The sequence below is a fragment of the Chryseobacterium sp. ON_d1 genome (assembly GCF_006829085.1).
Classification (GTDB): Bacteria; Bacteroidota; Bacteroidia; order Flavobacteriales; family Weeksellaceae; genus Chryseobacterium.
The window spans coordinates 29020-55208 of record NZ_BJTC01000008.1; the positions used below are offsets into that span (position 1 = coordinate 29020).

The 26189-nt window shown below is 34.4% G+C and carries 31 protein-coding genes; 2 read left to right on the top strand and 29 right to left on the bottom strand.

The features are described 5' to 3' along the window. Positions 1–12: 12 nt before the first annotated feature. The 22 genes from CRS_RS13340 to CRS_RS13440 all read right to left on the bottom strand — a co-directional run bounded on the left by CRS_RS13340 (position 13) and on the right by CRS_RS13440 (position 22673). Positions 13–3204, bottom strand: coding sequence for a hypothetical protein (locus tag CRS_RS13340; protein WP_142724529.1), 3192 nt, complete (start codon positions 3202–3204; stop codon positions 13–15). Further along, positions 3191–8029, bottom strand: coding sequence for a phage tail tape measure protein (locus tag CRS_RS13345; protein ID WP_142724530.1), 4839 nt, complete (start codon positions 8027–8029; stop codon positions 3191–3193). Before CRS_RS13345 ends, CRS_RS13340 begins: the two co-directional genes overlap by 14 nt. Beyond that, a complete protein-coding gene (locus CRS_RS13350; protein ID WP_142724531.1) occupies positions 8019–8681 on the bottom strand; it encodes a hypothetical protein in 663 nt (220 codons plus the stop codon). Before CRS_RS13350 ends, CRS_RS13345 begins: the two co-directional genes overlap by 11 nt. Next, a complete protein-coding gene (locus tag CRS_RS13355) occupies positions 8659–8913 on the bottom strand; it encodes a hypothetical protein (RefSeq protein WP_142724532.1) in 255 nt (84 codons plus the stop codon). Before CRS_RS13355 ends, CRS_RS13350 begins: the two co-directional genes overlap by 23 nt. Then, complete coding sequence (locus CRS_RS13360; protein WP_142724533.1) at positions 8913–9410, bottom strand: hypothetical protein; 498 nt, start codon at positions 9408–9410, stop codon at positions 8913–8915. The genes CRS_RS13355 and CRS_RS13360 overlap by 1 nt, the downstream gene beginning before the upstream one ends. A 144-nt stretch (positions 9411–9554) precedes the next feature. Then, entirely contained in the window at positions 9555–10451 is an 897-nt protein-coding gene (locus CRS_RS13365) for a hypothetical protein (protein ID WP_142724534.1), read from the bottom strand. Positions 10452–10472: 21 nt separating this feature from the next. Then, entirely contained in the window at positions 10473–11000 is a 528-nt protein-coding gene (locus tag CRS_RS13370; RefSeq protein WP_142724535.1) for a hypothetical protein, read from the bottom strand. A 2-nt stretch (positions 11001–11002) separates the two neighbouring features. Then, on the bottom strand, positions 11003–12130 hold the full coding sequence (locus CRS_RS13375; RefSeq protein ID WP_142724536.1) for a hypothetical protein: 1128 nt from the start codon (positions 12128–12130) through the stop codon (positions 11003–11005). Between the two features lie 15 nt (positions 12131–12145). Then, positions 12146–12571 (bottom strand): hypothetical protein, encoded by a 426-nt coding sequence (locus CRS_RS13380; protein ID WP_142724537.1) that lies wholly within the window; start codon positions 12569–12571, stop codon positions 12146–12148. A gap of 13 nt (positions 12572–12584) precedes the next feature. Then, complete coding sequence (locus CRS_RS13385) at positions 12585–13655, bottom strand: hypothetical protein (RefSeq protein ID WP_142724538.1); 1071 nt, start codon at positions 13653–13655, stop codon at positions 12585–12587. Positions 13656–13702: 47 nt separating this feature from the next. After that, positions 13703–14584, bottom strand: coding sequence for a hypothetical protein (locus CRS_RS13390; RefSeq protein ID WP_142724539.1), 882 nt, complete (start codon positions 14582–14584; stop codon positions 13703–13705). 23 nt (positions 14585–14607) lie between these two features. Beyond that, positions 14608–15057, bottom strand: a complete 450-nt coding sequence (locus tag CRS_RS13395; protein WP_142724540.1) for a hypothetical protein — start codon at positions 15055–15057, stop codon at positions 14608–14610. After that, positions 15035–16726, bottom strand: a complete 1692-nt coding sequence (locus tag CRS_RS13400) for a hypothetical protein (RefSeq protein ID WP_142724541.1) — start codon at positions 16724–16726, stop codon at positions 15035–15037. Before CRS_RS13400 ends, CRS_RS13395 begins: the two co-directional genes overlap by 23 nt. 355 nt (positions 16727–17081) lie before the next feature. Continuing rightward, positions 17082–17300: a hypothetical protein gene (locus CRS_RS13405; RefSeq protein ID WP_142724542.1), complete on the bottom strand. Its 219-nt coding sequence runs from the start codon at positions 17298–17300 to the stop codon at positions 17082–17084. A gap of 14 nt (positions 17301–17314) precedes the next feature. After that, a complete protein-coding gene (locus CRS_RS13410) occupies positions 17315–18739 on the bottom strand; it encodes a phage terminase large subunit (protein ID WP_142724543.1) in 1425 nt (474 codons plus the stop codon). Next, positions 18739–19224 (bottom strand): DNA-packaging protein, encoded by a 486-nt coding sequence (locus CRS_RS13415; RefSeq protein WP_142724544.1) that lies wholly within the window; start codon positions 19222–19224, stop codon positions 18739–18741. Before CRS_RS13415 ends, CRS_RS13410 begins: the two co-directional genes overlap by 1 nt. Beyond that, positions 19211–19372, bottom strand: coding sequence for a hypothetical protein (locus CRS_RS24480; RefSeq protein ID WP_172617071.1), 162 nt, complete (start codon positions 19370–19372; stop codon positions 19211–19213). Before CRS_RS24480 ends, CRS_RS13415 begins: the two co-directional genes overlap by 14 nt. Position 19373: 1 nt before the next feature. Then, entirely contained in the window at positions 19374–19952 is a 579-nt protein-coding gene (locus CRS_RS13420; RefSeq protein WP_142724545.1) for an NUMOD4 domain-containing protein, read from the bottom strand. Positions 19953–19963: 11 nt separating this feature from the next. After that, on the bottom strand, positions 19964–20197 hold the full coding sequence (locus CRS_RS13425; RefSeq protein WP_142724546.1) for a hypothetical protein: 234 nt from the start codon (positions 20195–20197) through the stop codon (positions 19964–19966). A 10-nt stretch (positions 20198–20207) separates the two neighbouring features. Further along, positions 20208–20972, bottom strand: coding sequence for a site-specific DNA-methyltransferase (locus CRS_RS13430; protein ID WP_142724547.1), 765 nt, complete (start codon positions 20970–20972; stop codon positions 20208–20210). A 525-nt stretch (positions 20973–21497) separates the two neighbouring features. Further along, positions 21498–21743: a hypothetical protein gene (locus tag CRS_RS13435; protein ID WP_142724548.1), complete on the bottom strand. Its 246-nt coding sequence runs from the start codon at positions 21741–21743 to the stop codon at positions 21498–21500. A gap of 378 nt (positions 21744–22121) precedes the next feature. After that, positions 22122–22673, bottom strand: a complete 552-nt coding sequence (locus tag CRS_RS13440) for a recombination protein NinG (protein ID WP_228451253.1) — start codon at positions 22671–22673, stop codon at positions 22122–22124. 217 nt (positions 22674–22890) lie between these two features. On the opposite strand from CRS_RS13440, the gene CRS_RS13445 reads away from it, so the two are divergent. Next, positions 22891–23247 (top strand): hypothetical protein, encoded by a 357-nt coding sequence (locus tag CRS_RS13445; protein WP_142724549.1) that lies wholly within the window; start codon positions 22891–22893, stop codon positions 23245–23247. Continuing rightward, positions 23247–23513: a helix-turn-helix domain-containing protein gene (locus CRS_RS13450; protein WP_142724550.1), complete on the top strand. Its 267-nt coding sequence runs from the start codon at positions 23247–23249 to the stop codon at positions 23511–23513. The genes CRS_RS13445 and CRS_RS13450 overlap by 1 nt, the downstream gene beginning before the upstream one ends. Before the next feature lie 25 nt (positions 23514–23538). Here CRS_RS13450 and CRS_RS13455 read toward each other — a convergent pair whose 3' ends face one another. The 7 genes from CRS_RS13455 to CRS_RS13485 form a co-directional block, all read right to left on the bottom strand. After that, positions 23539–23748, bottom strand: coding sequence for a hypothetical protein (locus CRS_RS13455; protein ID WP_142724551.1), 210 nt, complete (start codon positions 23746–23748; stop codon positions 23539–23541). A 26-nt stretch (positions 23749–23774) separates the two neighbouring features. Then, positions 23775–24209: a hypothetical protein gene (locus CRS_RS13460; protein WP_142724552.1), complete on the bottom strand. Its 435-nt coding sequence runs from the start codon at positions 24207–24209 to the stop codon at positions 23775–23777. Between the two features lie 158 nt (positions 24210–24367). Then, positions 24368–24667, bottom strand: a complete 300-nt coding sequence (locus tag CRS_RS13465; RefSeq protein WP_142724553.1) for a hypothetical protein — start codon at positions 24665–24667, stop codon at positions 24368–24370. Between the two features lie 27 nt (positions 24668–24694). Continuing rightward, entirely contained in the window at positions 24695–25186 is a 492-nt protein-coding gene (locus CRS_RS13470; RefSeq protein ID WP_142724554.1) for a hypothetical protein, read from the bottom strand. Between the two features lie 4 nt (positions 25187–25190). Next, positions 25191–25616 (bottom strand): hypothetical protein, encoded by a 426-nt coding sequence (locus tag CRS_RS13475; RefSeq protein WP_142724555.1) that lies wholly within the window; start codon positions 25614–25616, stop codon positions 25191–25193. Beyond that, positions 25613–25912 (bottom strand): hypothetical protein, encoded by a 300-nt coding sequence (locus tag CRS_RS13480; RefSeq protein WP_142724556.1) that lies wholly within the window; start codon positions 25910–25912, stop codon positions 25613–25615. Before CRS_RS13480 ends, CRS_RS13475 begins: the two co-directional genes overlap by 4 nt. Continuing rightward, positions 25909–26175 (bottom strand): hypothetical protein, encoded by a 267-nt coding sequence (locus CRS_RS13485; protein ID WP_142724557.1) that lies wholly within the window; start codon positions 26173–26175, stop codon positions 25909–25911. The genes CRS_RS13480 and CRS_RS13485 overlap by 4 nt, the downstream gene beginning before the upstream one ends. Positions 26176–26189 lie beyond the last annotated feature (14 nt).

The window sequence follows — 26189 nt, forward strand, 5'->3', positions numbered from 1 at the left end:
GATGACGATACATTAAGAGTATAGTTTTACTGTTTCAGCTTTTAGATCAAAAGTTTGGTTTGTATTTGTAATGGTATCTGTAAATTTTACTGTTAATTGTCCAGATACACTATATTGATAATCTCCCACAGTACAGTTTAATGGCTGCATAGTTTCTGTTTTGTCTGAATTGAAAATCTCAATGTAAAGTCTGACAGCTTCGCTATCTACATTTATATTTCTAGTCTCTATACCATTAACAGGAGGTCCGTAATTCGTTTCGACAACCAAATTACCACCAGTACCATTTAGATTTGTGGCCCATAATTTCCCACCTCCTGGCGTGAATTCATAATTATATTCAATCACAAAATTTGCTTTACCTTTAAGATCTACAACAAGCCTGCTATAACCGCAATCAGAATTTTCAGATTTATTTCTTAGAACTATAGCGTATGGATTAAATTTCCAGTCTAAAGATATAGTGTTTGAAATCTTATTAATGAAATCCAAAGTGTTCACTATAAGTCTGAAACTAACATTTGTTCCAGAAAGAATTTCTAAAAACGTATCGTCTATAATAATGCCCTGTTTTGTGTTTCCAAATTGCCTGATTGTTATCCAGTTTATACCATCGATACTATATTGAACATCAATTACCGGATTTATATAGTCATCAGTATAATCCCAATGAAACGTAACTGTGTTTTTATTATTCTGTACTACAGACAGCAGAACCGGATTTGCAGCAGATTTACTTTTTATTTTTCCTTTAAAACTTAAAACATTGGTTTTTCTATCATGCGATAATGCACCGTCACCAAATGGATAAGCATCATAAATACCTTGTGGTGTTGGTATTGTTATGTATCCACGGCTAGTCAGTCTATCACCTGAAATTCCATACCTCCAATTTTCGTATAACATAAGCCATTCCTGAAATGTTACGTTTAAGAATTTAATTTCTATGACCTCGCCCGAAAAGAAAGGCGTTTTATAGCTTCTCAATCTACTCAATGGCTCATTTGCTCCTACTTCAATCAATCCCTGCAATTCGTTTAAAAGATCGTCAGAATTAGCCTTCATCCTAGCCTTTTCGTTATTCTTATAACTTGTTACTTTAATGAATTCCCCATTTTGTTTTTTTCTTAAGCCGCTGCCAAACCACGGAAACCACCTTGCCATATGATATTTAGGATTGTGTCTGGCATTAGTAGATGTTGCCGGGTCTCTTATTAAATACGGCTCGGTAAACCCATCGTTAATTGATCTATTCTTAATCAAAGAAGATATAGTATATGTTATAGGCGTATCATTTACACCCACTTGAATTCCCGATGTTTTATCCAATGTTAAATCTATTTTATTAATATTTAGAATTGTATAAGGGCCTCCTTGATTAAGCCCTTCATCGATGTTAATTGTACTACCCACTTGCATTAATGTAGTATCGAATGGCGTAGAAGTACATGTTAGAACGAGTTTTCCATTTTTATTAGCATGGACACAATTTTCAAATACCCCTGTATCAGAATAATTAGTTTCCTCAACCATATCTATCATAACAAGATCATCATCATTGTCATTAGTTGAAGTACTATTATCTTCTATTAGTTCCTGTATTTTATACTCATCAATAATAAATTCGGTTTGCTTATCCAGCTTATTTTTTGCACTTATGATTGGTGTAGTAAACTCTGCAACAGTAATATAATTCTGAATATCGTCCTTTACATTTTTAGAATATTTCTTTGATCCAAATATCATTGTGTTATAAACAACATCCTTATCGTTTTCAAATTTATACCCATCCTGTATAAATTTTTTATTTGATAAGTCATAGCTTTTAACATCTTTAAAAAAGTAACCAATATCTTCTATAACTACATTTTGATCTAAAATGTCATACCCTAATGCAAGCAATTTTGCAGCGCCATCAGTGATCAATGATTTAAATGATGTTTTTACTTTCTGACCTGTAGTATAAATCGGTGGTAATCCTCGCAGATAAATTCCTGTCGAAATTGAAGTGTTGTAATATATTCCACCTGGACCAATATAATTACTTAAAACACCAAGCCCAGAAGCAGTGTAATTTTTAACAACTTGCTTAATACTATCAATTAAACGAATTCCCTTTGTACTAACAATGGGAGATTCCATATTCGTGGTTATCTCAATACTTGTATTGTCTTTTAATGTCGCAGTTATAAATTTATCCGTAGGATCTGTAACCATGAATAAAAAACTTAAATTTTGTCCAGGTGATAAATTAGAGCTGTTATTTATATAAAGATTGAATATTTCATTATCTATTTTTATCTGAGTAGCATTACCCTGTTGAGAAGTATAATTTTTAAGCAATTGAGTGTAATAGAATCCAGGACCAGAAACAACAGCATATAAACCAACATTTGGAGGTATGGGAATATTGTTATCTAATCTTCCAAAATTGACCTGCATATTACTAATTTCAATTTTGATAGATTTTAAAGTAACGTTTGTTGAGACAAAAGGTCCCTGATCAATTGTCTGAGTTAAGGTAACTGTCTTAATCCCTGCGTACTCATTTGTATTATTCCCAAATTGCCATCCGTCTGATCTTTGAAATGAAAAGAATATAGAAGTTCGTGGTTCATTATTTACAATTCCTTGTGAAATGTCCCATGAATAAAAGTTAGATTGTTTTATCGCCCCTTTCTTGTACCCTAACGGAAATGTATCTACAGGTGTGATTGTATTTTCGTCCAGGTCTTTTGTTGAAAATAAATCAATCGTAACATCATCACGGTTTAAAAGTTTATTTTGAGAAACACTTTTGATAAGCTCTACTTCAATTTTAAAGTAGAACTTATCGTAGGTATGAGAATATTCATTCATATTCACCTCAAAATTGTCTTTGAGCAGATCATATTCAACCCCATTTTTGACCCCAATATATTTAAAAATAATACGGCCGTCTCCCTGCTGCTCTGCATAAACATTTTTTAGGAGGTTATAGGCTATTTTACTTTTTTCCTGATAGAATTTAAGTTTAACCTTATTTCCTATGATAAAATCTTTCACATTCATTGATTCGTCATCAATGTTAACTACAGAATCAACATCATCCCATCCTCCGGGCTTATCAATAACATATTCTCCCTGGAAGCTTCCAGTAGGAACAATAAATTTAAAAACCTCTTTTACTCCGTTTTCTTGTAATATGTGTTTAATTGGAATCATTTTTTACTGATTTAAATTCTCCGTTTTCGTCTCTATAACCTATTAATTGACCATGATTAGCACCTCTATAAAGAATAACCTTACCATCTACTTCAATGACTGTAGGGTGAGTGTATCTTGAAAATGACTTATCAATTCGCTTCCCTAACTTTTCAGCAATTGCATCTGAATTATCCGGATAATTGTTTACGATGGAAATTTGAGGGGCTGATAAACTTTTATTAACAATATTTCTAAACAGTTTCTTCCCGATTTTAGCTTCAGATCCAAGCTCATTCATTAATCTCTTAGATTCAGAAGCTGTATAAACTTTATCTCCCTCATCAAGCCAGGTCATTTCAGCACCTTTATTAGATCCTATGGATTTAATGTTATCATTTTTATCTGTGATGATTTCTGCTCCTTTTTCCTGAGTCCAAGCCCATTCAGCCTTACCTCCGCTTCTACCTACAAAGTATTTTGGAACAGGATCTTTTGACATAATGGCAATTGATTGTGCAATACCAAAACCAAGTGCCAAAGCTGCCGGAATTGCCCCTGCAATGAATCCCATTTGGGCCAAAGTCATTGTGGCCGCTAAGGCACCATTAATCAAAGCCTGTTGAGCTGCTGCTTTTTGTTCAGCCTTTGCTTTTTGCGCCTCTATAAGCTTTTCCCTTTGTCTCTGTTGGTCTTTGTAGACCCTTGCTTCATCTTCAAGCCTGTTTCGTTCTGCAATTTGATCTGCATTCAGACTTTCAAGACTGTTAAGCATTTCCAGTCGTTTGTTAATGAATCCGACTTCTTGTTCGGTTGTTTCTTGAGAATGTTTCAACTGTTCATCAAGATCTGCTATTGTTCTCTCTTTTTGTTTTTCTGACAGTAATGATAATCCCTCTAATACAGCGGATGCAGCCATTAATGAATAATCTTTCCAATCTGCAGTCTGAGCCTTAATCTTGTCAAACATAACACCAAATTGATCTGCTACATGATTGAAACCTAAATCTTTAAGCCCTCCCATTATAACGTCCTTAGTAGCGTTATCTTTAGGGCTTAATGTCTCTATTAATTGGTTATTAAGTTCTTTAGTCTGATTTTTTAAATCTTGTATTTGCGTTTCCAAATCTGAAGCTTCTTTGAAATCTGCTGCACTTGCCACTCCATTTTGATTTATTAAAATCTTAGTTGACAACTGTTTTTGTAGTGCTTCTAATCGCTGTAATTCAAGTTTATTTGTCTCAATTTGATTATTCTTATCAAGAATATCAAGTCTGAATTGACGTTCTGCGATAGAAAGTTTTTTATCTGCAAGAATTACAGATTTTTGTTCCTCAAATGACGCAGATCCGAATGTTTTTCCATATTCATATCTTTTTTCAATATCATTCTTTACAGCTTCATTTAAAGACTTAATCCTTGCATATCTTTGATCTTCTATTTTTCCAATCTCATCATCTCTTTTTCTTTCCAGTTCGATAGTATCTTGCGCAGCATTTTGGGCCAGATTAATCTGATCTTCGTAAAATGATGACGTTTCCCTTAGCATCTGGCTATCTAAGGCAATAAGTTTATTAATTTTATCAAAGTCTGTTAAGTAATCAGAATCTTCCAGCTCTTTAGACTGTCTTTCTAAAGTATTATATTTCATTTTAAAGGTTTCATCCATGTTTTTCTTTTCATAGTCGTAAACCTCTTTATTTGCCTTTTCCAGCTCTTCTATAGCCTTTCTTCTTACTGATGCTTCTATTTGTTTTTCTTTGGCGTTTTTCCCAGTTAAGAATGATGAAATCTTATCTCTATACTTCTGGATTATCTTCATGTACTCTTCGTAATATTCACTTTGAGTAATTTGAAGACTAAGAAGCCTTTCTTTTTGAGAAGCTACATCATTATCCCTTTCTGATTGAGCTATATTTATATAATCTTTCTGTTCGCCTGTTAATTTTGCTCCGGTGTAAACTTTATCCTTTTTATCCTTTTCTTCTTTATCATCTGTCTTGGAGAATTTACCCAATCTTGAAGCCCTGTCCTTTCTGAGCTTTACAGTTTTCTTGTCTTCATTATATGCCATATCCAGAAGGATTTTATCTTCCTGCTGGTCTGACTTGTCAAAATTGGCTTTGGATGTTTTCAGATTCTCTAAACGCTTGTTGCTTGCAATTAATAAATCACTAGAGTCAAATTCTACAGTAAAGCTTCTTCCATCACCTCCATCAAATCTTTGTTTTGTTACCTTTTTCGCTTTTGTGTCAGCCCTTAGTTTTTTGTTAAGTTCTGTCTCAGACTGCACGTCTCGATTCAATTGCTCGTCCCTGGAAAGGCGTTCAGCCATTCTTCCTTTAAGTTTATCTCTAATTGCATCTGCTCTTGCAGCCGATACTATCGCATCCCTTAACTCAAGATAACTGGAACTTAATTTATCATTAAGATCTTTTTCTGTTTTAAGATTTCCAAAATATGAAGGATAATAATCCTGTAGTTCCTTCAGGATTTCTTTTCTGTCTTTTACAGAGGTATTAGCATTGTTGTATTTAGAATAAAGTTCATCCAGATGAGAAACTTCTTCTGCAGCATTTTTTACACCTTTGTCAAGTGCTTCATTAAGTTCTTTTTGATTTTCAGCTAACGTTCTGGTTTTTTTTGCTGCCTTTTCAGTATTATCAGCGAATAAGCCAAGCATGGGAATAGCAAGCGCCAATAATCCCAATATAATACCTAAAGGAGAAGCTTTTGTGGTTGTATTTAATGCGGCTTGCGCAGCTGCTGCCTGCCTTGTAGCAATTATTTCAGCCTCCAAAGTTGCAATATGAGCTTCTCTTGTCAATATTTGCTGTCTTTTAGCTGCTATTTCAGCTTCTGTTGTCGCAATTTGTCCCTGTATGGAAGCAATAGCAAACCTTTCCTGAACAATTTGATTTTCAAGACTTGCTATGTTCATATTCATGGCTAATGTGTCAGCCTGAATTGCTGCTGTTTTAGCTCTCTGTGCAGCAGTTGCACTTACTAAACCTAATTTCGCAGCATTATTTCTTACAATTCCCAGCAGGCTTTCTGAATTATTCCAAGCCGCTGCAACTGCAGCCTGAATAGCTGCGCCTTTATAGTATGCCCAAGCAGCTGTCATTAAAGTGATTCCTGTTATAACAATTCCAAAAGGAATAGCAGTGATAATTTTAATAAAATTCATCAACAATACAGAAACTCCTTTTAATAAGTCCATAAAGCCTTTTGAATCTCCTATTAACTCAAATTCCTTTTTGATCTTGTCAACTGTAGCAGCATATGTTTCCTGTTTTAAGGCTGCTGTTTCTGCTAAATAACCTGTTTGATTAATTGCTAAGCCAGCATCTTTAATTCTCTTTCTAACAAAGTCTGCATTACTGGCAATATCACCTAAAACCCCTTTTACTCTGGCTCCACGAACGCCAACTTCTTCTAAATCTTGCGAAATTCTTTCAAAGTCACCTGTTTTCAAGACCCCCTGAGCCACCATAACAACCGCTTCAAATGGATTGTCACTATAAGCTTTTCTTAGCTCTTCCACAGAAACATTGGCAAGCTTTGCGTACTTAGGCATATCGGAAAGGATTTTAGTCAAAATTTGCATTCCGGCAGTACCTGCAACTTCACTCTTCTGTCCTAATTGCTCAATGGCTGCTGCAAAACCTAAAACCTGTGGAAGAGTTACTCCTGTAATTCCTCTTACCGCTCCAATCCTTTCTGCTATATCAATCATCTTAGCCCCTGTTGCAACTCCTGAGTTTTGAAGCTTAACCAAGGCGGTACCGATTTCCGTTACCCTTTCTGCTGTGATATGTTTATCTTCATTGAAGATCGAAATCAATTTAATAATTGAAGCAGTACCTTCTTCTCTGTTTCCTGCTTCTTTTCCCGCAACTATAAAGTAATCATCTAAGGCTTTTGTAATCCCTTCAATTTCTTCTTTTGCGACTCCTTTTTTTGCAACGATAGCAGCAGTATTCACAAGTTCACCGAGACTGGTTCTTGTGTCTATCTGTTTTAGTGATTCAAAAAGTTCATCTGCAGCCTTTTTATTTCCATTCAAACGGATTTGTAAATCAACAAGACTATCAGATAACTCATAATTATTATGCATAAGTTTTCCAGCACCACTGATAACAGCCTGGAAACCCACATACATAGCAATCATTGACTTTATTTGCGACTCAAGTTGTTTAACGCCTGACATTGCAGCGTTTTGATAATTACCAACATTTCGCTGTCTGTCGCCTACATTGGCATCAATTCGTTTAAGTTCAGAATCTAATTGTTTAGCCTTTCCTGCAACAAGAGAGAACTGACCCTGTAGTCTCGCTAATTCTTGACTGTATTGCTGCTGGGAAATTAATCCCATTTTAAAATCTCTTGTAAGTAGTAGAATACCTGCTTCAAGATCTTTTGCCTGTCTCTTTAATTTATTAGCTTCCTGTGATACTTTTTGATAAGCCCCGGCATTAGCTTGAGATTGTATCTGCTGCTGTCTTTCTGCCCTTGCTTCAGCTATAGCAGCATTTGCTGCTTCTTTTCTCGCCCTATTTTGCTCAACGACTGTCTTTGTTTTCTGCGTTTCAATTTGCGCCAGTTTAAGCTTAATATTTGCAAGCTCTTTCTCAATATTAGCGTATTCCTGAGTTATATTTTTTAAATTCTTTAAGCCATTGGTATAGTCCTTGGCTTTTCCGGACTGAAAATTTTTATTAACAGCTTCCGTAATGGAAAGCAATGAATTAAAAGTCGAAACAAGATTTTTTGTTGCGTTTTCAATATCTCTAAGCTCTTTTACAGATTCCTGTCCCTGTATTACCGCTAATTTATCTGGCATTGTTATTTGATTTATTGATTGCTTCCACCTTACTTACCAACATTTTAACCATCACCCCAAACTCATATAAAGAAATTAATTTAGGGTCAACGTGTATTTCAAGACCTAAGCATACACTTATGTATTGTTCATCAATATCATACTCGATTTCTTCTTCTTCTTTTTCACTTTTAAGAATAGATGATTTGGCCTTTTCTACCTGATTTTTGAATTTTTGTATTTTATCCTTAATTTTTTGCTTTTGAATAATCGGATCTTCATTTTTTTGAACTTTTATTTTTGACAACAAATCTTTTATAGTCTCATTGTCTTCATTTATATTCAAAGCTTTTCTTTTCTCATTTGCATCTACAACAAGATCAATTATTTGTAAAACTATTTCAAGTTTGCCTATTTCATTTACAGCAATTAAGTAGTTGCTATAATTGATTATATCCTCGTTTTTAGTGTCTTGTGATAGTGCAAAATCCTGAATAATTGAATCAAACTTTTTTTCAAGTTCTGAGGCGTCAAAATCAATCCGGTCTCCTGCCTCATATCCTTTAACCATGTAAAAAAAATCTCCCGTTTGTATAATTCGTTTATAATTATAAAATGGGAGTTCTTTACTATCTTGATAAATTCTTACTTTATGTTTTTTGATCTTCTTCATATAAACATGGATGTTCTTTTACAAAGTACCATTCAGGAAATCCATCAGAACCGATAAATTCTCTTTCAATAGCAATTTCATTTGGATTTTTACCTTTAGGAACTTGCGCAATCTCTAGCCCTCTTTCGTTGCTGAAAACATGGTAAATGAAGTTCCTTTCTTCTGGGTCTTCAGCATATTTTCTTAGAATTTGACACTCTGTTTTCGTTATTTTTTTACTACAATTACACATTACCTGGTAACTCTTCCTGTATTAATTATACTTTCTACTTGTCTTTTTATTTTTGGTTTATTTCGCAATTGAGCATCATTTAATTGTTGCTTTGTGATACCTATAATTTTTGACTTGCTAATGATTGCATATATATCCCGCATGTATACCGGATTGTAATTAGTATCAAACTTAACGTCGTTAAGATTTACCCTTACCTTAATACTGCGATAAAACAAACCATCAAATTTTTTGTTCCACCAGTGCTTTAAATCCCAACGCCTTTTACTTAGAGGATTCATTCTATTTTTATAATCGGCATAGAATAGATTCCCTCTTCTGTATTTTTTAGAGTAAAGGGGCATTCTGCCCCCGTCACTCGTTTTACCATGCAAAAGGTTATCCTGATTTATAAGCGTCAAATTAGACTCCCTTAGAGCCTGTTGAACTGCTTTTGGAACTATGTTCTTTGCCAGCTGAACTCTTTTCAGGAGTGTTTGTGGATTTATTCTCGCCATCAGAATTAAATTTTGGCTGAATATGTTTTTCTATTGTCTCATTATCCAATTCCGGATAAGCTTCTTGAATGTATTGTACCGCCTTCTCCAATGAAGGAAAAGGTTTTGGTGGTACAATTACATATTTTCCTACTGTGTATTTCATTATGCTACTTTTTCTTCAGAAGATTTACCTGCGTAATAATCTGTGTCTAGCACATAAACGGCATAACCTCCATCGTAAATTTCAAATGAGATTTTATCATTAGCAACTAAGGCAGCGTGAGTAAAAGTGTACAATCCGTTAACTTCAGTAACCGCTGTTACAGCTTCTAAAACTCCGTTTCTTCTAATTTTCCAATTTGCCGGAGTTGTAAGACCGGATACCTTACTGTCCGCACATTGATTTGTTACAAGAACCTTAGTAGATGTAGCTGAAGCAACTAACGGTGAAGTAATATCTACAGAAAGTCCAGTAACGGGATTTAATTCTGTGAAATCAATTTCATCACTCTCAACAAGTGCAGACTGACCTTGCCAGTACTTCATAGCATCTGGAAGAAGATCAACTCTCAAGGTAGATCCCCCGCCTTCAGCAGCGGTTTTTACTTTTTTGATTCCTACAAAAGTTTTTACATTAAATCCTTTTACTCTTCCGTCTTTCATTAATTGCCCCAGAATAGAACCGTCTTGATAAACGATGAAAATAGAATATCTTTCGCTCTTATCTAACTTGTTAATTTCATTCTGGAAGCAATTACCTTTATTGAACATAAAGTTCCACTTTTTAATACCTAAAGTATTCTTTGTACTCTCACCTGTAGAAGACTCCGTATAATTTGGATCTACATCAGCATCTTCTGCCGAAAAATATTTTAAAGTACCAATAAATTTATCCTGCTGAATTAATCCATCAAGAATTGTTTTGGTAAATGTTGCAGGATCTAACTTAACCGATCTGTCGGCTAAAATAATCCCAGAAACTTGCTGTTCATCACAGAATAGGCCACCAGGTCTGGCAACCATATCTGAAATACTACATTTTTTAATTGTTAATGCCATTTTATATTTTTTTTATTTTTTTTAACATGTTGAATCAATTGAATAAGGAATTGTTTTTAAGTCTATGCGAAAACAGTAGTATGGCTGCATATTGTCGAAGCTATACTCAAATGATTCAAATACACTTTGGTAGTCTGTTACGATTGTGTATTCGTTTGTAAATCCTCCACTTTTATCAACAGCATTTACTATATCAGCTAAAACTTTTGAATCGCATCTTCCAGGCTCATCAGGGTAAATGAATTTTAAATCAAGAATGAAATAAAGCTTTACTTTTGTCTCGAATTGGATATTGTTAATTCTATCCTGATCATCTTCTGCAGTAAAAAAAAACTTATCGTTTTCAGAGACAATTAAATTTCCGCTATATTCGTTTTTTGAAGTATAATGCTCGACTGTTCTTTTCTCTTGGTCATCTTCAATCACGTAGCATCTAGGATAAGCTTCAATATCAATACTCCACTTGTTAGTTAAGGCTGCATAAATCTTTTTTTGTGCCTTATGAATTAATTGATCTAGCCCTATTGGATTAATTCTCTCGTGTATCATCTTTATACAGATATTACTTCAACATCAAATCCTCCTTCATATCCTATCTGTGTGTCAAACGATTTTTGGATTACCTTTTTCGCTTCTTTAAGCTCTTGAAAGTATCTCTTCACCGAAGTATTGGCGTCCAAATCTTTTGTTTCCATAAGTAACATGTCTTTGTTTATCCCATTTTCTGTTCTATTACTACGCTGATGGGAATTAGCTGAAAACATCAACAACGTCATATACTCGAAACATGCTTTTACATATGAAGTAAAATTTTGAAAATTATACTTAATGTAACTGTCGCTGTTTAATGACACAGACACATTAAATCCAAAGCCGTTAGATACATTATTGTACGTGAATTTTGAACTTTCTGGAGTATCACCTATTCCAGATACTGGATAACAGATAAATCCGTCATGTTTAAGTTCATCTACCCATCCAAAGTTTGTTTTAACCTCACGGCTGTCTATAGCAAAAATCCATCTGCCTGGACCTGAAAAAGAATAGTTTATTTCCTCAAAAAATAATTCTCCATTTTTAGGATGTAAAGTGAGTGTATCAACTAATTTCCCTCGATTTATAACATATAAGCTTATTGGATTAGTTGTAGTGGCCTGCACTGATATTTCATTCAGCACGATAGTTATATAATCGCTTCCTTTCGATTCAAAAACCCATCCTGAATAATTATTTGGTAAAGCCACATTACTTTCTCCATTTTCATATATGTATTGAGAATTAATAAGCCTTTTTGAGAGGTACAAATCAGAAAAAGCCTTATCCTTAACTTTTTCAATCCAAGATTTAATAACTAAACTTTCTTTATTAGTCAATAACCATATGTTTGAATTTGTATCAGGCTGTATTCCTGTTGTTCCATCTAAAATACATTGATATAGACTGTCGTTAAACATTACGACATCAACCCTGTTCCTGCTCTCTGAATAGTTGTTATATGTTTTTCCTGATTCGTATTGATCAAATTCAATATCAATAGAAGGAAGAAAGTGCAGAAGATTATCTACGGTAATATATGGGTGAATACCACTATTTAGAACTATTCCTGTTTTTGAATTCAGTATTAGTTCTTTATCTAATTTTACGTTGTTCGTGTATTCCTCTGCAAATCCTAACTTCATGATACTATATTTTTTTTAAGCTTCTCTAGCCCAAATTCCTGTTGACGCTGTGACTACCCATGCCTTAGATCCAGCGAGACCGGTTCCAAGTATTGTTAAACTATCCCCAGAAACAGACGTCGCTTTAGTATTAATTGCCGCCTTGTTTACTGTTCCATCAAGAACGACAACTGAACTTGCCAGGGTAATAGTTCCTGATATTCCCTCTGTAGAGACAGGTGAAACCTTTAGAATATTATTTCCGGCAGCTCCGATATTAACGAATGTAAACGTTAACCCTGCTTTAGAAGGCGGAAGTGTAATAGTTTTAGCATCGGTTCCTACAAGAATAATTTTCCCAGAATCGTTAGCTGTAAGTGTTGTATTGTCTGTTACAGCAATAGCATATACTTTTTCTACCTCTCCTACTTCACCATTTGAATATGTTACATAATTATCCATCTCCTTATTTTTTTTAAGTTGTTAATCCTGTGATTTTCACGATGTCGTTAACTCTATTTGCCAGATCGCTGTTATACCTGTACACAACATAGAATCTATGCCAGATAGCCATCTCCTGGAAGTGTGTCATGATAAGGTTAGAATCTTTTCCTGCGCTAACCATAGCCGTAGCATCTGTAGCTGCGTTGTTAACATATACATTAGCAACCATTCTTGTAAACGGAAGTTCAATACCTGATGTAGACCATTTCTTTCCGTCAATGACAGTTCCATTTCTGAAATCCCACGGGAAGTTCTCAATAATACCCATTGCCCCATCTCTCACGGCAAATCCGTTGAAAACAGCGCTATTTGGAAGTATTGTTCCTGTTTCATACAATCTTTCCATTGTAGGGAAATTTAGAGCTTGCAGGTTTTTCTGGTTAGCCATCCCGTATTTTGCTAATTCTGACTTTTGCACAGCCAGTCCACCTCTTGACGTAACATAACTGTAACCACCTCCAACTTCGTTAGCTCCCATAAGCGTATCAATATTGAAGAACATTGTCTCCTTTTGAGCAGCCTTGCTTACTTCTAAAGTGTCAGTAGTAGCGTTGAAGTTGAATGTTCCATCTCCTTGGCTTACCTGAGTTGTGTAATCAAGTTTTTGTGTTTTTCTCGCTTCCAAATTGGTTACAAGAATGGACTCTACCCTTTTACCCATCTCATAGCTGATGTTCTTCATTTTTTCTCTTAGAGCAAAATCAGCATCTACTGTATTGTTTCCATACAACGCCGGATGATGTCTAAATCCTGAGAAAACATCATATGCAACAAATGAGTATTCATCTGAAACTTCCTGGTTAGCTGGAATAACAAAACCCGGAGTAGATGTGACTTCGATTTGCTGATCTTTAATCACTGGAATCTTAACATTTCTTAAAGAAGAAGATTCGCTTAATCTTTGTCTCGCAGTTGGCGAGATGTAATCTGTAAATTGTGTGCTGTCCTTAACAAGATCTAAAACGCCAAGTTGCGCAAAACGCTTCTCATTAGTCGAATTGACATCTTGATAATCCAGCCACATTGTAGCCTCTAAATTCATTTTTTTTGTTTTAATTAATATTTAATACGTTTTGCGGTCTTTCGCGTCTAACTTTCTCTTATTTTCTTATTTAGCTCTCCGAATCTTTTAGCGTACCCCGGAGATGTTACGGTCAATCCTTCTTTAGCTAATTGAGCCTCAATAAATGCCGCCCTTTTAGCAGTATCCTTTTTAGCATCCTCTGGAACGTCTTCATTAAGCCCTTCTATTTTAAAAGACTTGGAACCCACACCTGCAGCAGCTCTTTCCCCTGTGATACTTTTCAATTCTACGTCACTATTGACTAGATCTGTAAGCTTTACATTTTTATAATGATTGTCTTTGTCCACAGCGATATATTCCCCATCTACTATTTCGATAGTGTACTTATCTTGAACTCTTTTTTGAAAATCATTCCATTTTGCTTTTACTTCGTACTGATTAGCTTCTTTAGAAAAAGCTGGCTTAACATTGCCGAAGGCGGCCATAATTTTAAATTCAGACAATTCTTTTGATGCTGTTTCATATTTACCTGCTTTATCAGTTAGCTCATCATAGTTTGCCAATTGCTTCTGGGCAGCGTCAAGTTTTTGCTTTGCTATTTCCAGTTCAGCTTTTGTAGCATCATCACCTTTAAAATCTTTTATCTTTTGTTGATACTCGGACTTTAGTCTTTCTATTTCAGATGACTTGCTTTCTAAAGCTGTAGTGGAAATTCTCGCAACATAATCACCGAACTTTTCGCCTTGTTGACGTTCCACTTTAACGCCTGTTTTTTCTTGAAGATAATTAGCGGCACCTGTCAGAATTCCTTCTGCGTTATCATTAGCTTTTTTGTCCCACTCTTTTTTCTGATCTGAAAAATAGTCTGTAAGCTTAGGTGTTAATGCTGATACTTGCTCAGGCGTTAAACCTGTTTCTTTAATTACTTCTTCTGATAATATTTCCATAATCTTTTATGAATTAAATTGTTTTACTTTTGTTCCTCTTTCGGTTCTGGTGATTCCGTTGTTTTTTTTCTTCCAACAGATAAACCCGACTTAGACTCTTTTGGCTCTTGCTGATTCTGTAATAATGACTCTAGTTTTTCTTCCAGATCTTTAATTCTTTTTTGCTCAGGCGTCAGCTCTTTCTCAGGAACTTCCAGGTACTTTTTAATATCATTCTCATATTCAGAAACATCTTCAATCTCCTTATACCTGTTTAGTGACTGAACAGATTCTTTGTCGGTTGTTTCATCCAGATTGTAAGCTTTCTCGACCTTAACAGATGATACACCATTGGCATTTAGATGCTTCATAAAGTTCATGTACTCCAATGTATCATATTGAATCGAAACACATTCGTTTCTTGTTACCACATTCCCTTTAGAGTCATACATCTGCTTACCGTAGTATAACCTAAGCTTTAATTGTACTCTCATTTTGAATTATATTTTTTATTAAATTATTTATCCTAATTATCTTCTCACTATCCTTCATCTCTCCCAATCCTTCGTAGAATTCTTCTATCTGCCCGTATTCAGCCTCAAAAAGCGAAATCCAGTATTCAAACCTCGTATAGAATTCAAAAGTTATCGGATCAATATCCTTTTTAAGCGCCGTTTCAAAGTCTTTATCTGATATATAAGGGATAAGTGTATAGAGAATAATATCTCTCTTTGCCTGTTGTAGATTATGCTTGTTTCTGTTCTGAGAAATTCTTTTTAGAATCTTTCTACGCTCAATCGCATTCGGAGCTTTATCAAATGAATTGAATAACTCGTCTAGTGTTTCAATAAAAAAATCAGTTCCGAAAAACACCTCAACTGTTACATTATCTTTGCCGTGTAACAAAGCAAGCGTTTTAAAGTCCGAAAGTTGCTTAATTCGGCTTAACTCGTTTGATAACCATCTTAACCTATCCTCTTTGCCGTTGTAGCCTTTTTCTACCTGCAATTCGTTTTTAGCAGCTTCATTTTGTTCTTTGTAGTCTCCTATTAATGACGCATTAATTCGATTTTCAATATCTTTTATCCTATCATCAATATAAGTCAGTGCCTCAATTGGCATATAATGAAATTGGAAGTAGTTCTGTACTACATCCATGTTTATATTTCCATCTGCGTCTGAAGGTGGGGTTACTTTTACTATCGTACCAGCTTGTAGTTGGCTTTCTGATGCAGGTACAGGGTAAATATCTTTATCTGAATTTGAACCAAGTATCGTTGGCGACATTGGCTCTTTTGATAGACCTTTCTTTAATTCCCCTGCTGCTTTGGTTTCCTTAGAATTTAATTGAACGGCTATAGGTATAGCTCCGTTAGGCTCCGTCATTCTTTGAAGCGTCTTAAGAAAAACATATTCCTCCAAATCTCCAATTACATACGAGAAAATAGACTTTTTAACTACATTATTTGTAGTGAACATATTTTCGCTTGAAATCCAATCCGCCGGGCATTCTCCAAGATCATGCGTACTCTGGCTGATTAATTTAAAATCTCTATCAAAAAATATATACTGATCTTTATCCAGATATGTGTAGCCATATATTTTTGCATTTTCGGTATCTAAATAAGAAGCATAAGCGATCTTATTGATCTTGTCCTTATCGCAGTCAACTGAAACTATTGAAGAAATGGGAATCACTTCTCGGTATTCGTCATCCGTTCTGCTAACATCTTGGGCAATTATGCCGTTATGATTAAACAAAATAGCATTGAATAATTCTTCATCAAATTCTTTTGAATTAAGATCAGAATGGCAAGTTTCTACTTTTCCACGTAAAGTATATTTGAAAATAGAGTCTTCCGCATGAAAAACTCTTCTTAATTTTGGCTTCACATCCTCGTTAACAATCTTAGCAGATGGAAGAGGATGCCTAAGGTATTTGTAAAAAGAAAGGAAATTATCCGTCTTAAAAACGGTTTTTACCCAATTAAGAAACTTATTATCTGTCGCATATTGTCTATTAGCCCAGGTTGTAAGATATTGAATCGTAATCTCAGACTGCAATTCAGACTGTACCAAATACGAAATGTCCTTATGCTGTTGTTTAGCCTTAAGGAGATTATCGTGGTTTACCTTCTTTTTTATGAACTCGTCCGGGCTCAATGCAATGTGTTTTAATTAAATACATTACAAACTTACTACCGACGTAATTATGACTTGATGGGTGTGTTGAAATAAAAAAAATAGCCTTTTAAGACTGTTCTGGATATGTGTATTTAATAATTTGTAACATTGGAATAATAATTTCATCACCATGAGAATCAATAATCTTTTCAGAATATATACAGTACGGTATTAGGCCGCCAGAATTAATATAATTTCTACTCACTTCTATAGCCCTATTAATAATTATAGTAGCATTCTTACAAGCTAATGAAAAAATCTTCAGTTCTTTTTTTCTTTGAATAGAATGAATTTTACTATTTATTCGCTTCTTATTGCTCATGTTTTTATATAATTATAAATTGATGAAAGTATTTGAAATACCCAAATCTAAGCGAGAACTACTATCATGTCTATAGTCTGAATTAGAAATACTTTTAAATGGAACTGCTTTATCAATCGCTAAAATACGATCGTAAATCTCTTTCAATTCTTTTAAATCCGGATTCTTCTCTTTTTTTAAAGTAGAATACCTTTTACTTAAACTTATGTAATCCTCTTTTTTATTTTTCATGATATTCAAATTTACTAATTTCTTTCAGATTCAACGGTATATGTTTGATTCCAAGCCATGTGGCCATACCTTACAGCATCCCAGAAGTGGTTAAACTTATCTATAGGTTCATTTATTAATATTCCGTTAATTTCTTTCCATTTATAGTTTTCAGCTTCCTTTTTAATCTTACTATAAAGTGCATTTTTAACAATACATATCTTTTTCTTTTTCATCGAAAGTATCCAATATGTTATTGATTTGTTTTTGGAAACTTTCATGGCATTCCATCCTAGCTTCTTAAGATCCCGCACCATTTGAATTGTACCATGATTTTCTGAAACCCTCCTATCTGAAGAATCACATACTAAAGCGGCTTCTTTATCTATTTCTAATAAATCTAAAGCTCCAGATAATTCATCTGCAGTCTCTTTAGGTTCATAAATCAGTGGCTCAGCATAGATACAATCCTCCGTTTCTATAAATTTAGCAAAAGCATTTGGATCTGATGTAAAACCGAAGTCATTTACGCCAATATACCCTAAATACTCAGGGAACTCATCTATCCATACTATATTGTCAAATATAACGCCTTGCATTGCACCACGTAACCCAAGACCATAGACTTTCCACATGAATTCATTAGCCGTTCCTTCTTTAATGTTTGTTGGATGAGGTGGAGGCTGATTTTTTTCTGTTACAGGTAATCCATTGTAATATACTCCATCCACAGTTACTTCATAACTGCCAGGAAGCCACGGTTCATATCCTAATATTTCTTTTAATTCATTTGGTGATATGTATGGATTATCTAGGAAAGTTGTTCGTAAAAACATAACATCTGATCTTTGCAGAACATTATCAAATACCCAGTGATCAGTGAATGATGGATTGTAATCCATCCACCAGAATTTACGACAGCGCATTTTAACCTGATCAAATATTGATTTACTGATCATCATTGCCTCGTTGAAGAATGCGTAATCACATCCCCCACCGTGTTTACCATCTCCAAGTAAATTAATTGTTGATTTTCCTATCCTAAAGCTAGGAACCTCTCTTGCATTATGAAATGGATTTGGCAAGTTATAATCATCCAGTCTTCTTTTAAAATCCTCATAAACAGTTGTTTTGAATTCATTATAGGTTTCCCTGTATATATTGATAGTGCATCCCTCCTTTTTGTGCTTTATAGTAGATAGGTAAATTATTATATCAACGCCTGACCATGTTTTACCGGACCTAGAACTTCCTTCAAGTGCTGCACCAGTGTAACCGGATATTAAAGCAGGTTTACCATTAATAAATCCCCATTGCTGATCATTAATAGCCTCATAAAGCACTTTGTAATTTGGATTAGTATTCTCATCTATATTTGTCAATTTACTATATAGACAATCGACTTCCCTTTCGTGGAGAAGTCGTTCTAATAACAATATTTCAGAGTCACTTAATGCCATTACTTATTTGCTTTTTCCAGCAATTCTTTTATTTTCTGCTCCCTTTCTTCAGGTGTTAAAATAAAATCACGGTTTTCAACTTCTTTTTTATCAACGAGACCTAAGTCACGGGCAATAATATTGGGATTTAAAAACCCGGATGCGGCTCCTGTGAATTTTTGATTGTAGATCGTTTCTTCTATACGCGTAATGACTGACATAAAATCTTTTTTGCTTTTCCTTTCTGAATTCTTAAATTCTCGGAAATAAGATGTTGAACAATCTAAGTATATGCATAACCCATGCAGTGTATATGGTCTCATTTTTGGCAACTCAACTCTATCCGCATCTTTTCCTTTAAAGTCTATTTCAATCAGTGGATTATTATCGCACCATTCAAAATACTCAGTTGCCGCATCCCACAATAATTCAGGAGACTCGAAAAGAGTATCTCTTCCGTGTTTTGCTCTCAACTTCCAAAACTGATTCCCTTTAGGCGCTCCCATCTTTTTTAATTTTCCAGTTTTCTAAATCGGCGTGATAAACTCTTCTTTTAGCAGTTATTTTACCATCGATCCTTTTCTCTCTTTCTTTAGAAAGTAGATATTCTCCGAATATTACCAAGTCTTTTTCTGTATAAGTTTGATTTTCCATATTAAATATCTTTCCAGGTTTTGTTGCTTACTATCTTTTGAATGCATCCTATTGATACATTATAGCTGTTTTTTAGGTCAATACATTTTGCTCCTTCAGCTCTCATTCGTCGAATATTTTGTACGTCTTCTTTTGAAAGAATTGCCATTGCGTTGTTTTCGTTCTTGTTGAGACTCTTTGGATAACACCCTCTACTTACTGCAGCAATAGCACTTTCTTTTTTTGTAGTCCATTCTATATTACTAAGTAGGTCTAATTTCTTGTCTCCATTCTTATATTTGATAACTTCATTCTCTTCAGGAGGTCTTATGAACTCTGAAGCAAGTAGCCTTCCACACAGTTCTATTTTTTGTCTTCCTCTCTTGTCGGTAAGCACAACGTGAAATCTGTTATTTAGATAAGCCTTTTTAAGAATTACCGGAGACTTTTTTATTATACTCTTAACTCTCCCGTAATTAGATACCATGTATCTATCAGGGTAATTTTTTAACTCCTTCCACTCTTCACCAGGAAGATCCTCCTTACATCTACTCATTGAGTAATATCCTTTCAACGTACTCCCTGTCACTCCCTCTGCCATAGAAAATTAGTTTAGTTGCATTGATTTAATTTCAATTGTCTTTGTTTCACTCTTTCAACTCTTTTAGAAAGAGAGTCTATCAATACAGAATGTTCTTTGAATTTTGGAATGTATTCCCTTTCAAAGTCCATCTTCCCGACACTGTAGCCTATTTTGTATGAGCCCCATACCGTCACCCATGCGCCTATTATTATCAGAAGCCCATAAAATAAGCTCATTAAAAATTCCAATTTCATCTCTTTCATACTCCCTAAATTAAAAACTCCTCAATCTTCTAGCTGTTACTTCAACAGCATTTTTGTTTATATCGCAGCCTATGAAGCTTCGATTAAGTTTTTTACATACTACGGCCGTTGTTCCGGAGCCTAAATAAAAATCCGCAACAGTATCCCCCTCATTTGAACTTGCTTTAACTACTCTTTCCAATAATTGAATACTCTTTTGTGTTGGATAAAGCCCGGTTTCGTTTTTAAATCTTGCCGTTGGTGCCAAATACCACCAATCTTCTAAAAGCTTTCCATTTGCTAAATTTGCTTTCTTTCCCTTAAAACCGCTTCCGGCTCCTTCAAACTTCTTCAGCGTATCTTCTGCTGCAGGAATTTTTATATCATTCGTGTTAAATGTGTAATTAGAAGACTTTGAATACAGGTATAAATTATCATGCTTTCGACTGTAGTTTTTTTGAGAATTAACACCAGGACCAGTGTAGCACCATACAATTTCATTTACACATCTTTCATATCCAAAAACCTCATCTAAGATTAATCTAACCCAATGGTTAATATGCCAATCACAATGAATGTATATGCTTCCTGTTTTTTTAAGCAACCTGTGCATTTCTCTTATTCTTGGTAAATAATGATGCTCAATGATGTTTCTAACAGGCTTTAAATCCTGATATTCACCAAAATTTCTTCCAGTACCATAAAGTATATCGCAGTATATAAGATCTATACTCTCATCCGGAAGCCCTTTCATTAATACCAGATTATCCACATTAAATAAATTCATCTTCTCCATAAAAAAATACCCGCTACCTATTACAGCAGCGGGACACCAAATCACAAAATATTAATATGAAAAAAATAGTTCCTACTGCATTAAATCAATCTACATTAAAAAGAATATCTCACCCTTCTTTTTCTTTCTCCAATTGCTCAACTTTAATTAAAAGATACCTTACTAAATCCGTCAGTTGATAGTCGTACAGATACAACTTTGGATTCTCTTTGAGTTTGCTAATTAAATCTTCAACTTCTTTTTCGCTCAACACCATATTTAAATTTTTATTAAATCAATCTCCCTCGAATTCGAGGCATTTAAAAAAGAACAGACAGAATATCCCCCTGTAATCCGTATAGGCTAACCTATTTGTTTTCGCAGTCTTATTGGTGTTGCTGTTACTTTCCATTGATCGTGCTGCAGGCTCAAACTTGTACTTCGTTTTTAGCGTATGCTTTATCTCTGTTTTCCGCCACTGTTCTTTATTTGCTGTTGCCCCCTGTTTCGCTCAGTAACACTTAACCGATGTTAAGGTCGTATATCTCATATACTGGCAACACTTGTATTTGCTTTATCGCAAACTTTTACATTATAATCCATTCCGTCATATTCATAAGGCAATTGTAGTTGTTTCAAACTCTCTTCAACATCTATCTGACATAAGCAAGCATGCATAACAACAGAAGAATACATTTCATCTTTCACAGGCTCTTGGTGAAAATAATCCACAAACTCCTGAGGCGTTTCTATTTCCACTTCTCCGTTGTTTATTATTATGGTATTACACATAATTGCCATTTTAAATTTATACTCATAAGCGCATTACCTATATGCTAGCATCACGTTTTTGAAAACCATTTACAAAACTTATTAACATGTTGTTCTTTAGTCATATTAAACAAGCCTTCATTTATTACCATTTCAGCATTAAGAAAAACATGTCTATAAACTCTTTTAGCACACCTTGGCACACCTTCTGCATACCCTCTGGTAATTTCGCACTTTAATCTCCATAAATAAGCTTTACTATATAAACGGAGCTTTTGTTCTTTAGTTAATCTAAACATTTCTTTTTAAAAACACCAAGCACCCTCCTTCATCAACCAACGATCCACCCCTTCTGCACTCATCATCTGTGCTTGGTAATTCAACAACAATTAAATCATATCACATAACCGCTTTCTTCTTCATTTCCCTAATCATTCCGCGGTAATACTCAATCTTTTCTTTTATCTCTGGAATTGACAGCTTTACTGGATCATGTGGCCCTTCTAGCCACTCCACTACTTCAACCCCGTACTTCTTAACAAGACCCTTCCGGTATTCAATTAAATTTCCGCCCCAATATCCATTGCATTTTCTGCACTGGAGGTTTACATTTTTTTCTTCAAAGCGTAACTCTGGGTGACCTCCCACGCTTCGATAGTGGCCCGCATCTGTGGGCTCTGGATTATTGCAACTTATACATTTGCTTCCTTTTTGGGAAATCCGGATAAATTCATTGAATACCTTTTGGAGATCTTGCAACCAATCGCTTTGACTCTTTAGCTTCTCCTTCCTGATCTTCTTCTCTTTTCTCCAAGTTTTAGCGTTTTGCTTTTGAATATTTGATTTGCCTAAAGAAATTGCGCATGCCGTTCCACATACTTTCTGAGTTGACAAAAAAGGTACAAACTCATCACTACATACTGCGCATTTCTTCGGCTTTACCATCTTCATAACCAACTGCTTTACAGTAAAGTTACAAAAACGAAAAGGACAAAACAATATCGATAAAACTTTTTTTATAGAAATTGCTAACAATTTTTCTTTGAATACTCTATCTTATTTAGAATTGAAATAAATTGAAGTATTTACATCAATTTATATCATGCATATTTGCATGTTATTAAAATTATAATTACATTTGTATAAGAAAATCAAATCAATAGAAGCCATGAAAATTCCAACACTTGAGCAGTTCACTAAAACAATGACAAATGGAGCTGGTAGAAAAGAAAGACGCTTTATCGAAAAATATGGTGATGTACCATTTGAAGCAGCTTATAACGTTTATGTTGCTGAAATTAAGTCTATGCTTTCAACAAATGATAAGATAAATGACTTTGAACAATTCTTAATAAATATAGGCGCTAAGGAAACGCAATCAAATGTAAGTGAAAGTAGATACTATCAATGGAATGGAAAAAAATATAGATTTTCTTCACACATATATCCTTCTGGATCTATGACTTCAGAATTTTGTATTGACCTTGCTGCAGATCCTGAATTAATTCACAAAATCGAATATTAATGGGAAAATATGACAACTCCGCAAATGCAGGAAAAGAAATTCTTTTTAAATTCATTAGAGAAAGAATGAAAGAAAAAAATATAGAACATATCGAACTTGCAAAATTGATTGATGTTAACGATAGTACTTTACGTAGGAATCTTAATAATGAAAACGAAATGAGCCTTTCAACTCTTTTTAAAGTTTTAGGCGCTTTAGAATTAAGACCTTTTTTTATTCCTGCAGAAATAGACAAAACCGAATACCAGCGAATTTTTTTCAGCTAAAAACACCCCTGTTAATACAGGGGCTTTATTTTGGAAGAGTAAATGAAATACCGTTAAGATGGTTAATTTGTACTATTTTCTTTTCCCGAATCAACTGTTTGAAAAATTCTTGTTTTTCGTCGGGTGTCATCTTTAAGATAGGATCATACACATTATGATCAATACCATTTGCTCCGCCGGATTTTGCAAATTCTTTTTTAACAGCTTCTAAGAATTTCGCTTCTATTTCTTCCATGTTTTCCATGGAGTAAAGATAATAAATTACACTATTTCAAAGATTATACATTTTGATGGGTTGAAGGTCCTGGATTCGGCTTCTGCGTACTTCCTTGCTCTCTTAGCAATTGTGAACATATCTGTGTACGCATTACAACGGTCTAATTCTTTTTCATACGGATTTTCTCCCCAATGGTAACCGGAAGCTTCGATAGAAGAAATGAAGGCTTGTAAAGCAGTTAAACAATCCAAAAATTCATTTTTGTAGTTTTTAAAGAAATAAATTTCAGGCGTATCATATGCTTTTTTTCTTTCAACCAATCCCTTCGCAATATCCTCAGTAAGATCGGGACCTTTGCAGATGAGTTTCAAATCCCACATGTTTAACTCTTGCATAACATCGGCAGGCCTTAAAAACTTTTCATGATCATACTCCACAATAAGGAGTCTTTTATTAAGTGATAATTCTAAGCTTTTCATTATTCTTTATTTTTCAATTGCCCATAAAACCATTCCTAAAATCATAATTGATAACATACCAATTATTCCTATAACTAAAAATGCTGTGATTACATTATCGTGTTTTATTTTCATTTTTGTTCTTTTCTTTTAAAGTGCCACCATAAGATGGCACGGGGTTAATCTTCAAAATTCAATTTATTAAGCCTTTGCTCAAGTCTACTTAACTTATTTTTTCGCCAATCATTAGACATTACAGTTATATCCGGATACATAAATTCTAACTGCTCAAGCATTATTTTAACATCTGCCACTTCCGACGCTAACTTTGTCATATTTTCATCGTTAGGTATTCTGATATACTTTCTCGTTGCAAGAGCTAGCTCTGTACTTTCTTCTTGCAGCATTTCCAACTGGGCTATTTCTCCCCAGGTACTGATTGCTTTTTGATAAATTTCTTTTGATTTTTCGTAATCCATTGCTTTATTATTTATTGGTTTAAATTGTTAGTAAATTGGCGGATTTCCAATTAACATATAGTGAGTAGGGTCAATGTTGTCCTTAATTTCATCGCTGAATTCTTCATCATTGTCACAGTTTGAATGAGAAATAGTGACGTAAGTGTCTTGATAATTCCAGTAATGAGCAGTTGTCCATTCGTTACCATTTAAAAAACCAATCCTAACACCTTTCGGATTAAAATCTTCATCTATCCACCTTTCATTAAAACAAATAACCTCAAATCCTTCTTCCGGAAGCGCATCTTCCACTCTCGTCCATCCATTATTGTTTTCCATTCCATATAGTTGATATGGTATTAAACTTTGCTTAAAACCTATTATATCAGGCCATGTTGCTAAATGTTTGTATTTTTTTAGATACTCAGATCTATTAGTTGTACTCGGAATATCAGCAATGCCAGTTTGTAAGTTCACATATTGTTTTAAAAATTCCCAATCTTCTCCATAGGCTTCTTGTATTTTCTCTTCTTTTGTCATTGTATTATTGTTTTTGAGTTAAAGTTGCTTTGTTTATGTATTCTGATTCCGGAAGCGAAAAAATATTGAAGTGCCATGATAATAATAACTGAGCTGTGGCATAGGTGAGAATATCTAAATCAGAACATATTCCTATCTCATCAATTTCATTCACTTCATCATCACTCCATTCCCATCCGTTTATTTCGTAAATTTTCCTAATCGGAATAAATCTTTCTCCCTCATGCTCTATCTCCTTGGTTAAATAGGATAGATCGTAGAGAATTGGCTTTACAGTAAAATCCCAATAGTTGCCAACACTTGTTTCTAACGCCTCGTTATTGACTCCAATAACTGTTTCAACCCAATCTTGACCTTCATCATCAGTTGAAATCTGTAGTCCATACGGCAGATAAGCTGAGTAAATTTTTAAAAGTTCGTCTTTATTCATTGTTTTGTTTTTATAAGTGAGTGAAGGAATTTTATAAGTTCAGGGGATTGGTCTTTGATATAAGGATTTGAGAGGGTCCATTTTACCGTTGGATTTGTGCTAAATTTATTTAATGCATGATTGAACCATAAATAGTTCCCTGCACTGTCAAAACCATAATAATCTATTGTATCGCTTTTAAGTGACAACCATTCCAGTACATCGTTAAGCATTGGTTCCAAACCAATTATTGGCAATTCTTTCAGCCTCGGAAGCTTCTCCCGTATATCGGCTGTTAGTTCTTCTAGTTCTTTCATTTGATAAGATTTTCGGGATTAATGATTGATGATTTGTCGACTTCGTATTCAGTTCCAATGTGGCAAAGTATTTCTTTTACTTCTACATTATCAGCTATTCTCTTCTGCTGTTCCTCCTGGACTAGATCACAGGCTTCAAATATGTACTCATCTAAATCAATATCGAATTCGATACAACAATTCTTCAGGTCATTCCAATTATCAAATTCTCTGGTTCTTGCATACTGATCAAATATCTCTTGTTTCTCTTTGTGGTTTTCCATTGTGAATTTTTTAA

Bases quoted from the DNA above. Each gene is read 5' to 3' on its own strand.
- CRS_RS13340 (WP_142724529.1), bottom strand. From the start codon at position 3,204: ATGATTCCAATTAAACACATATTACAAGAAAACGGAGTAAAAGAGGTT.
- CRS_RS13345 (WP_142724530.1), bottom strand. From the start codon at position 8,029: ATGCCAGATAAATTAGCGGTAATACAGGGACAGGAATCTGTAAAAGAG.
- CRS_RS13350 (WP_142724531.1), bottom strand. From the start codon at position 8,681: ATGAAGAAGATCAAAAAACATAAAGTAAGAATTTATCAAGATAGTAAA.
- CRS_RS13355 (WP_142724532.1), bottom strand. From the start codon at position 8,913: ATGTGTAATTGTAGTAAAAAAATAACGAAAACAGAGTGTCAAATTCTA.
- CRS_RS13360 (WP_142724533.1), bottom strand. From the start codon at position 9,410: ATGGCGAGAATAAATCCACAAACACTCCTGAAAAGAGTTCAGCTGGCA.
- CRS_RS13365 (WP_142724534.1), bottom strand. From the start codon at position 10,451: ATGGCATTAACAATTAAAAAATGTAGTATTTCAGATATGGTTGCCAGA.
- CRS_RS13370 (WP_142724535.1), bottom strand. From the start codon at position 11,000: ATGATACACGAGAGAATTAATCCAATAGGGCTAGATCAATTAATTCAT.
- CRS_RS13375 (WP_142724536.1), bottom strand. From the start codon at position 12,130: ATGAAGTTAGGATTTGCAGAGGAATACACGAACAACGTAAAATTAGAT.
- CRS_RS13380 (WP_142724537.1), bottom strand. From the start codon at position 12,571: ATGGATAATTATGTAACATATTCAAATGGTGAAGTAGGAGAGGTAGAA.
- CRS_RS13385 (WP_142724538.1), bottom strand. From the start codon at position 13,655: ATGAATTTAGAGGCTACAATGTGGCTGGATTATCAAGATGTCAATTCG.
- CRS_RS13390 (WP_142724539.1), bottom strand. From the start codon at position 14,584: ATGGAAATATTATCAGAAGAAGTAATTAAAGAAACAGGTTTAACGCCT.
- CRS_RS13395 (WP_142724540.1), bottom strand. From the start codon at position 15,057: ATGAGAGTACAATTAAAGCTTAGGTTATACTACGGTAAGCAGATGTAT.
- CRS_RS13405 (WP_142724542.1), bottom strand. From the start codon at position 17,300: ATGAAAAATAAAAAAGAGGATTACATAAGTTTAAGTAAAAGGTATTCT.
- CRS_RS13410 (WP_142724543.1), bottom strand. From the start codon at position 18,739: ATGGCATTAAGTGACTCTGAAATATTGTTATTAGAACGACTTCTCCAC.
- CRS_RS13415 (WP_142724544.1), bottom strand. From the start codon at position 19,224: ATGGGAGCGCCTAAAGGGAATCAGTTTTGGAAGTTGAGAGCAAAACAC.
- CRS_RS24480 (WP_172617071.1), bottom strand. From the start codon at position 19,372: ATGGAAAATCAAACTTATACAGAAAAAGACTTGGTAATATTCGGAGAA.
- CRS_RS13420 (WP_142724545.1), bottom strand. From the start codon at position 19,952: ATGGCAGAGGGAGTGACAGGGAGTACGTTGAAAGGATATTACTCAATG.
- CRS_RS13425 (WP_142724546.1), bottom strand. From the start codon at position 20,197: ATGAAAGAGATGAAATTGGAATTTTTAATGAGCTTATTTTATGGGCTT.
- CRS_RS13430 (WP_142724547.1), bottom strand. From the start codon at position 20,972: ATGGAGAAGATGAATTTATTTAATGTGGATAATCTGGTATTAATGAAA.
- CRS_RS13435 (WP_142724548.1), bottom strand. From the start codon at position 21,743: ATGTGTAATACCATAATAATAAACAACGGAGAAGTGGAAATAGAAACG.
- CRS_RS13440 (WP_228451253.1), bottom strand. From the start codon at position 22,673: ATGAAGATGGTAAAGCCGAAGAAATGCGCAGTATGTAGTGATGAGTTT.
- CRS_RS13445 (WP_142724549.1), top strand. From the start codon at position 22,891: ATGAAAATTCCAACACTTGAGCAGTTCACTAAAACAATGACAAATGGA.
- CRS_RS13450 (WP_142724550.1), top strand. From the start codon at position 23,247: ATGGGAAAATATGACAACTCCGCAAATGCAGGAAAAGAAATTCTTTTT.
- CRS_RS13455 (WP_142724551.1), bottom strand. From the start codon at position 23,748: ATGGAAGAAATAGAAGCGAAATTCTTAGAAGCTGTTAAAAAAGAATTT.
- CRS_RS13460 (WP_142724552.1), bottom strand. From the start codon at position 24,209: ATGAAAAGCTTAGAATTATCACTTAATAAAAGACTCCTTATTGTGGAG.
- CRS_RS13465 (WP_142724553.1), bottom strand. From the start codon at position 24,667: ATGGATTACGAAAAATCAAAAGAAATTTATCAAAAAGCAATCAGTACC.
- CRS_RS13470 (WP_142724554.1), bottom strand. From the start codon at position 25,186: ATGACAAAAGAAGAGAAAATACAAGAAGCCTATGGAGAAGATTGGGAA.
- CRS_RS13475 (WP_142724555.1), bottom strand. From the start codon at position 25,616: ATGAATAAAGACGAACTTTTAAAAATTTACTCAGCTTATCTGCCGTAT.
- CRS_RS13480 (WP_142724556.1), bottom strand. From the start codon at position 25,912: ATGAAAGAACTAGAAGAACTAACAGCCGATATACGGGAGAAGCTTCCG.
- CRS_RS13485 (WP_142724557.1), bottom strand. From the start codon at position 26,175: ATGGAAAACCACAAAGAGAAACAAGAGATATTTGATCAGTATGCAAGA.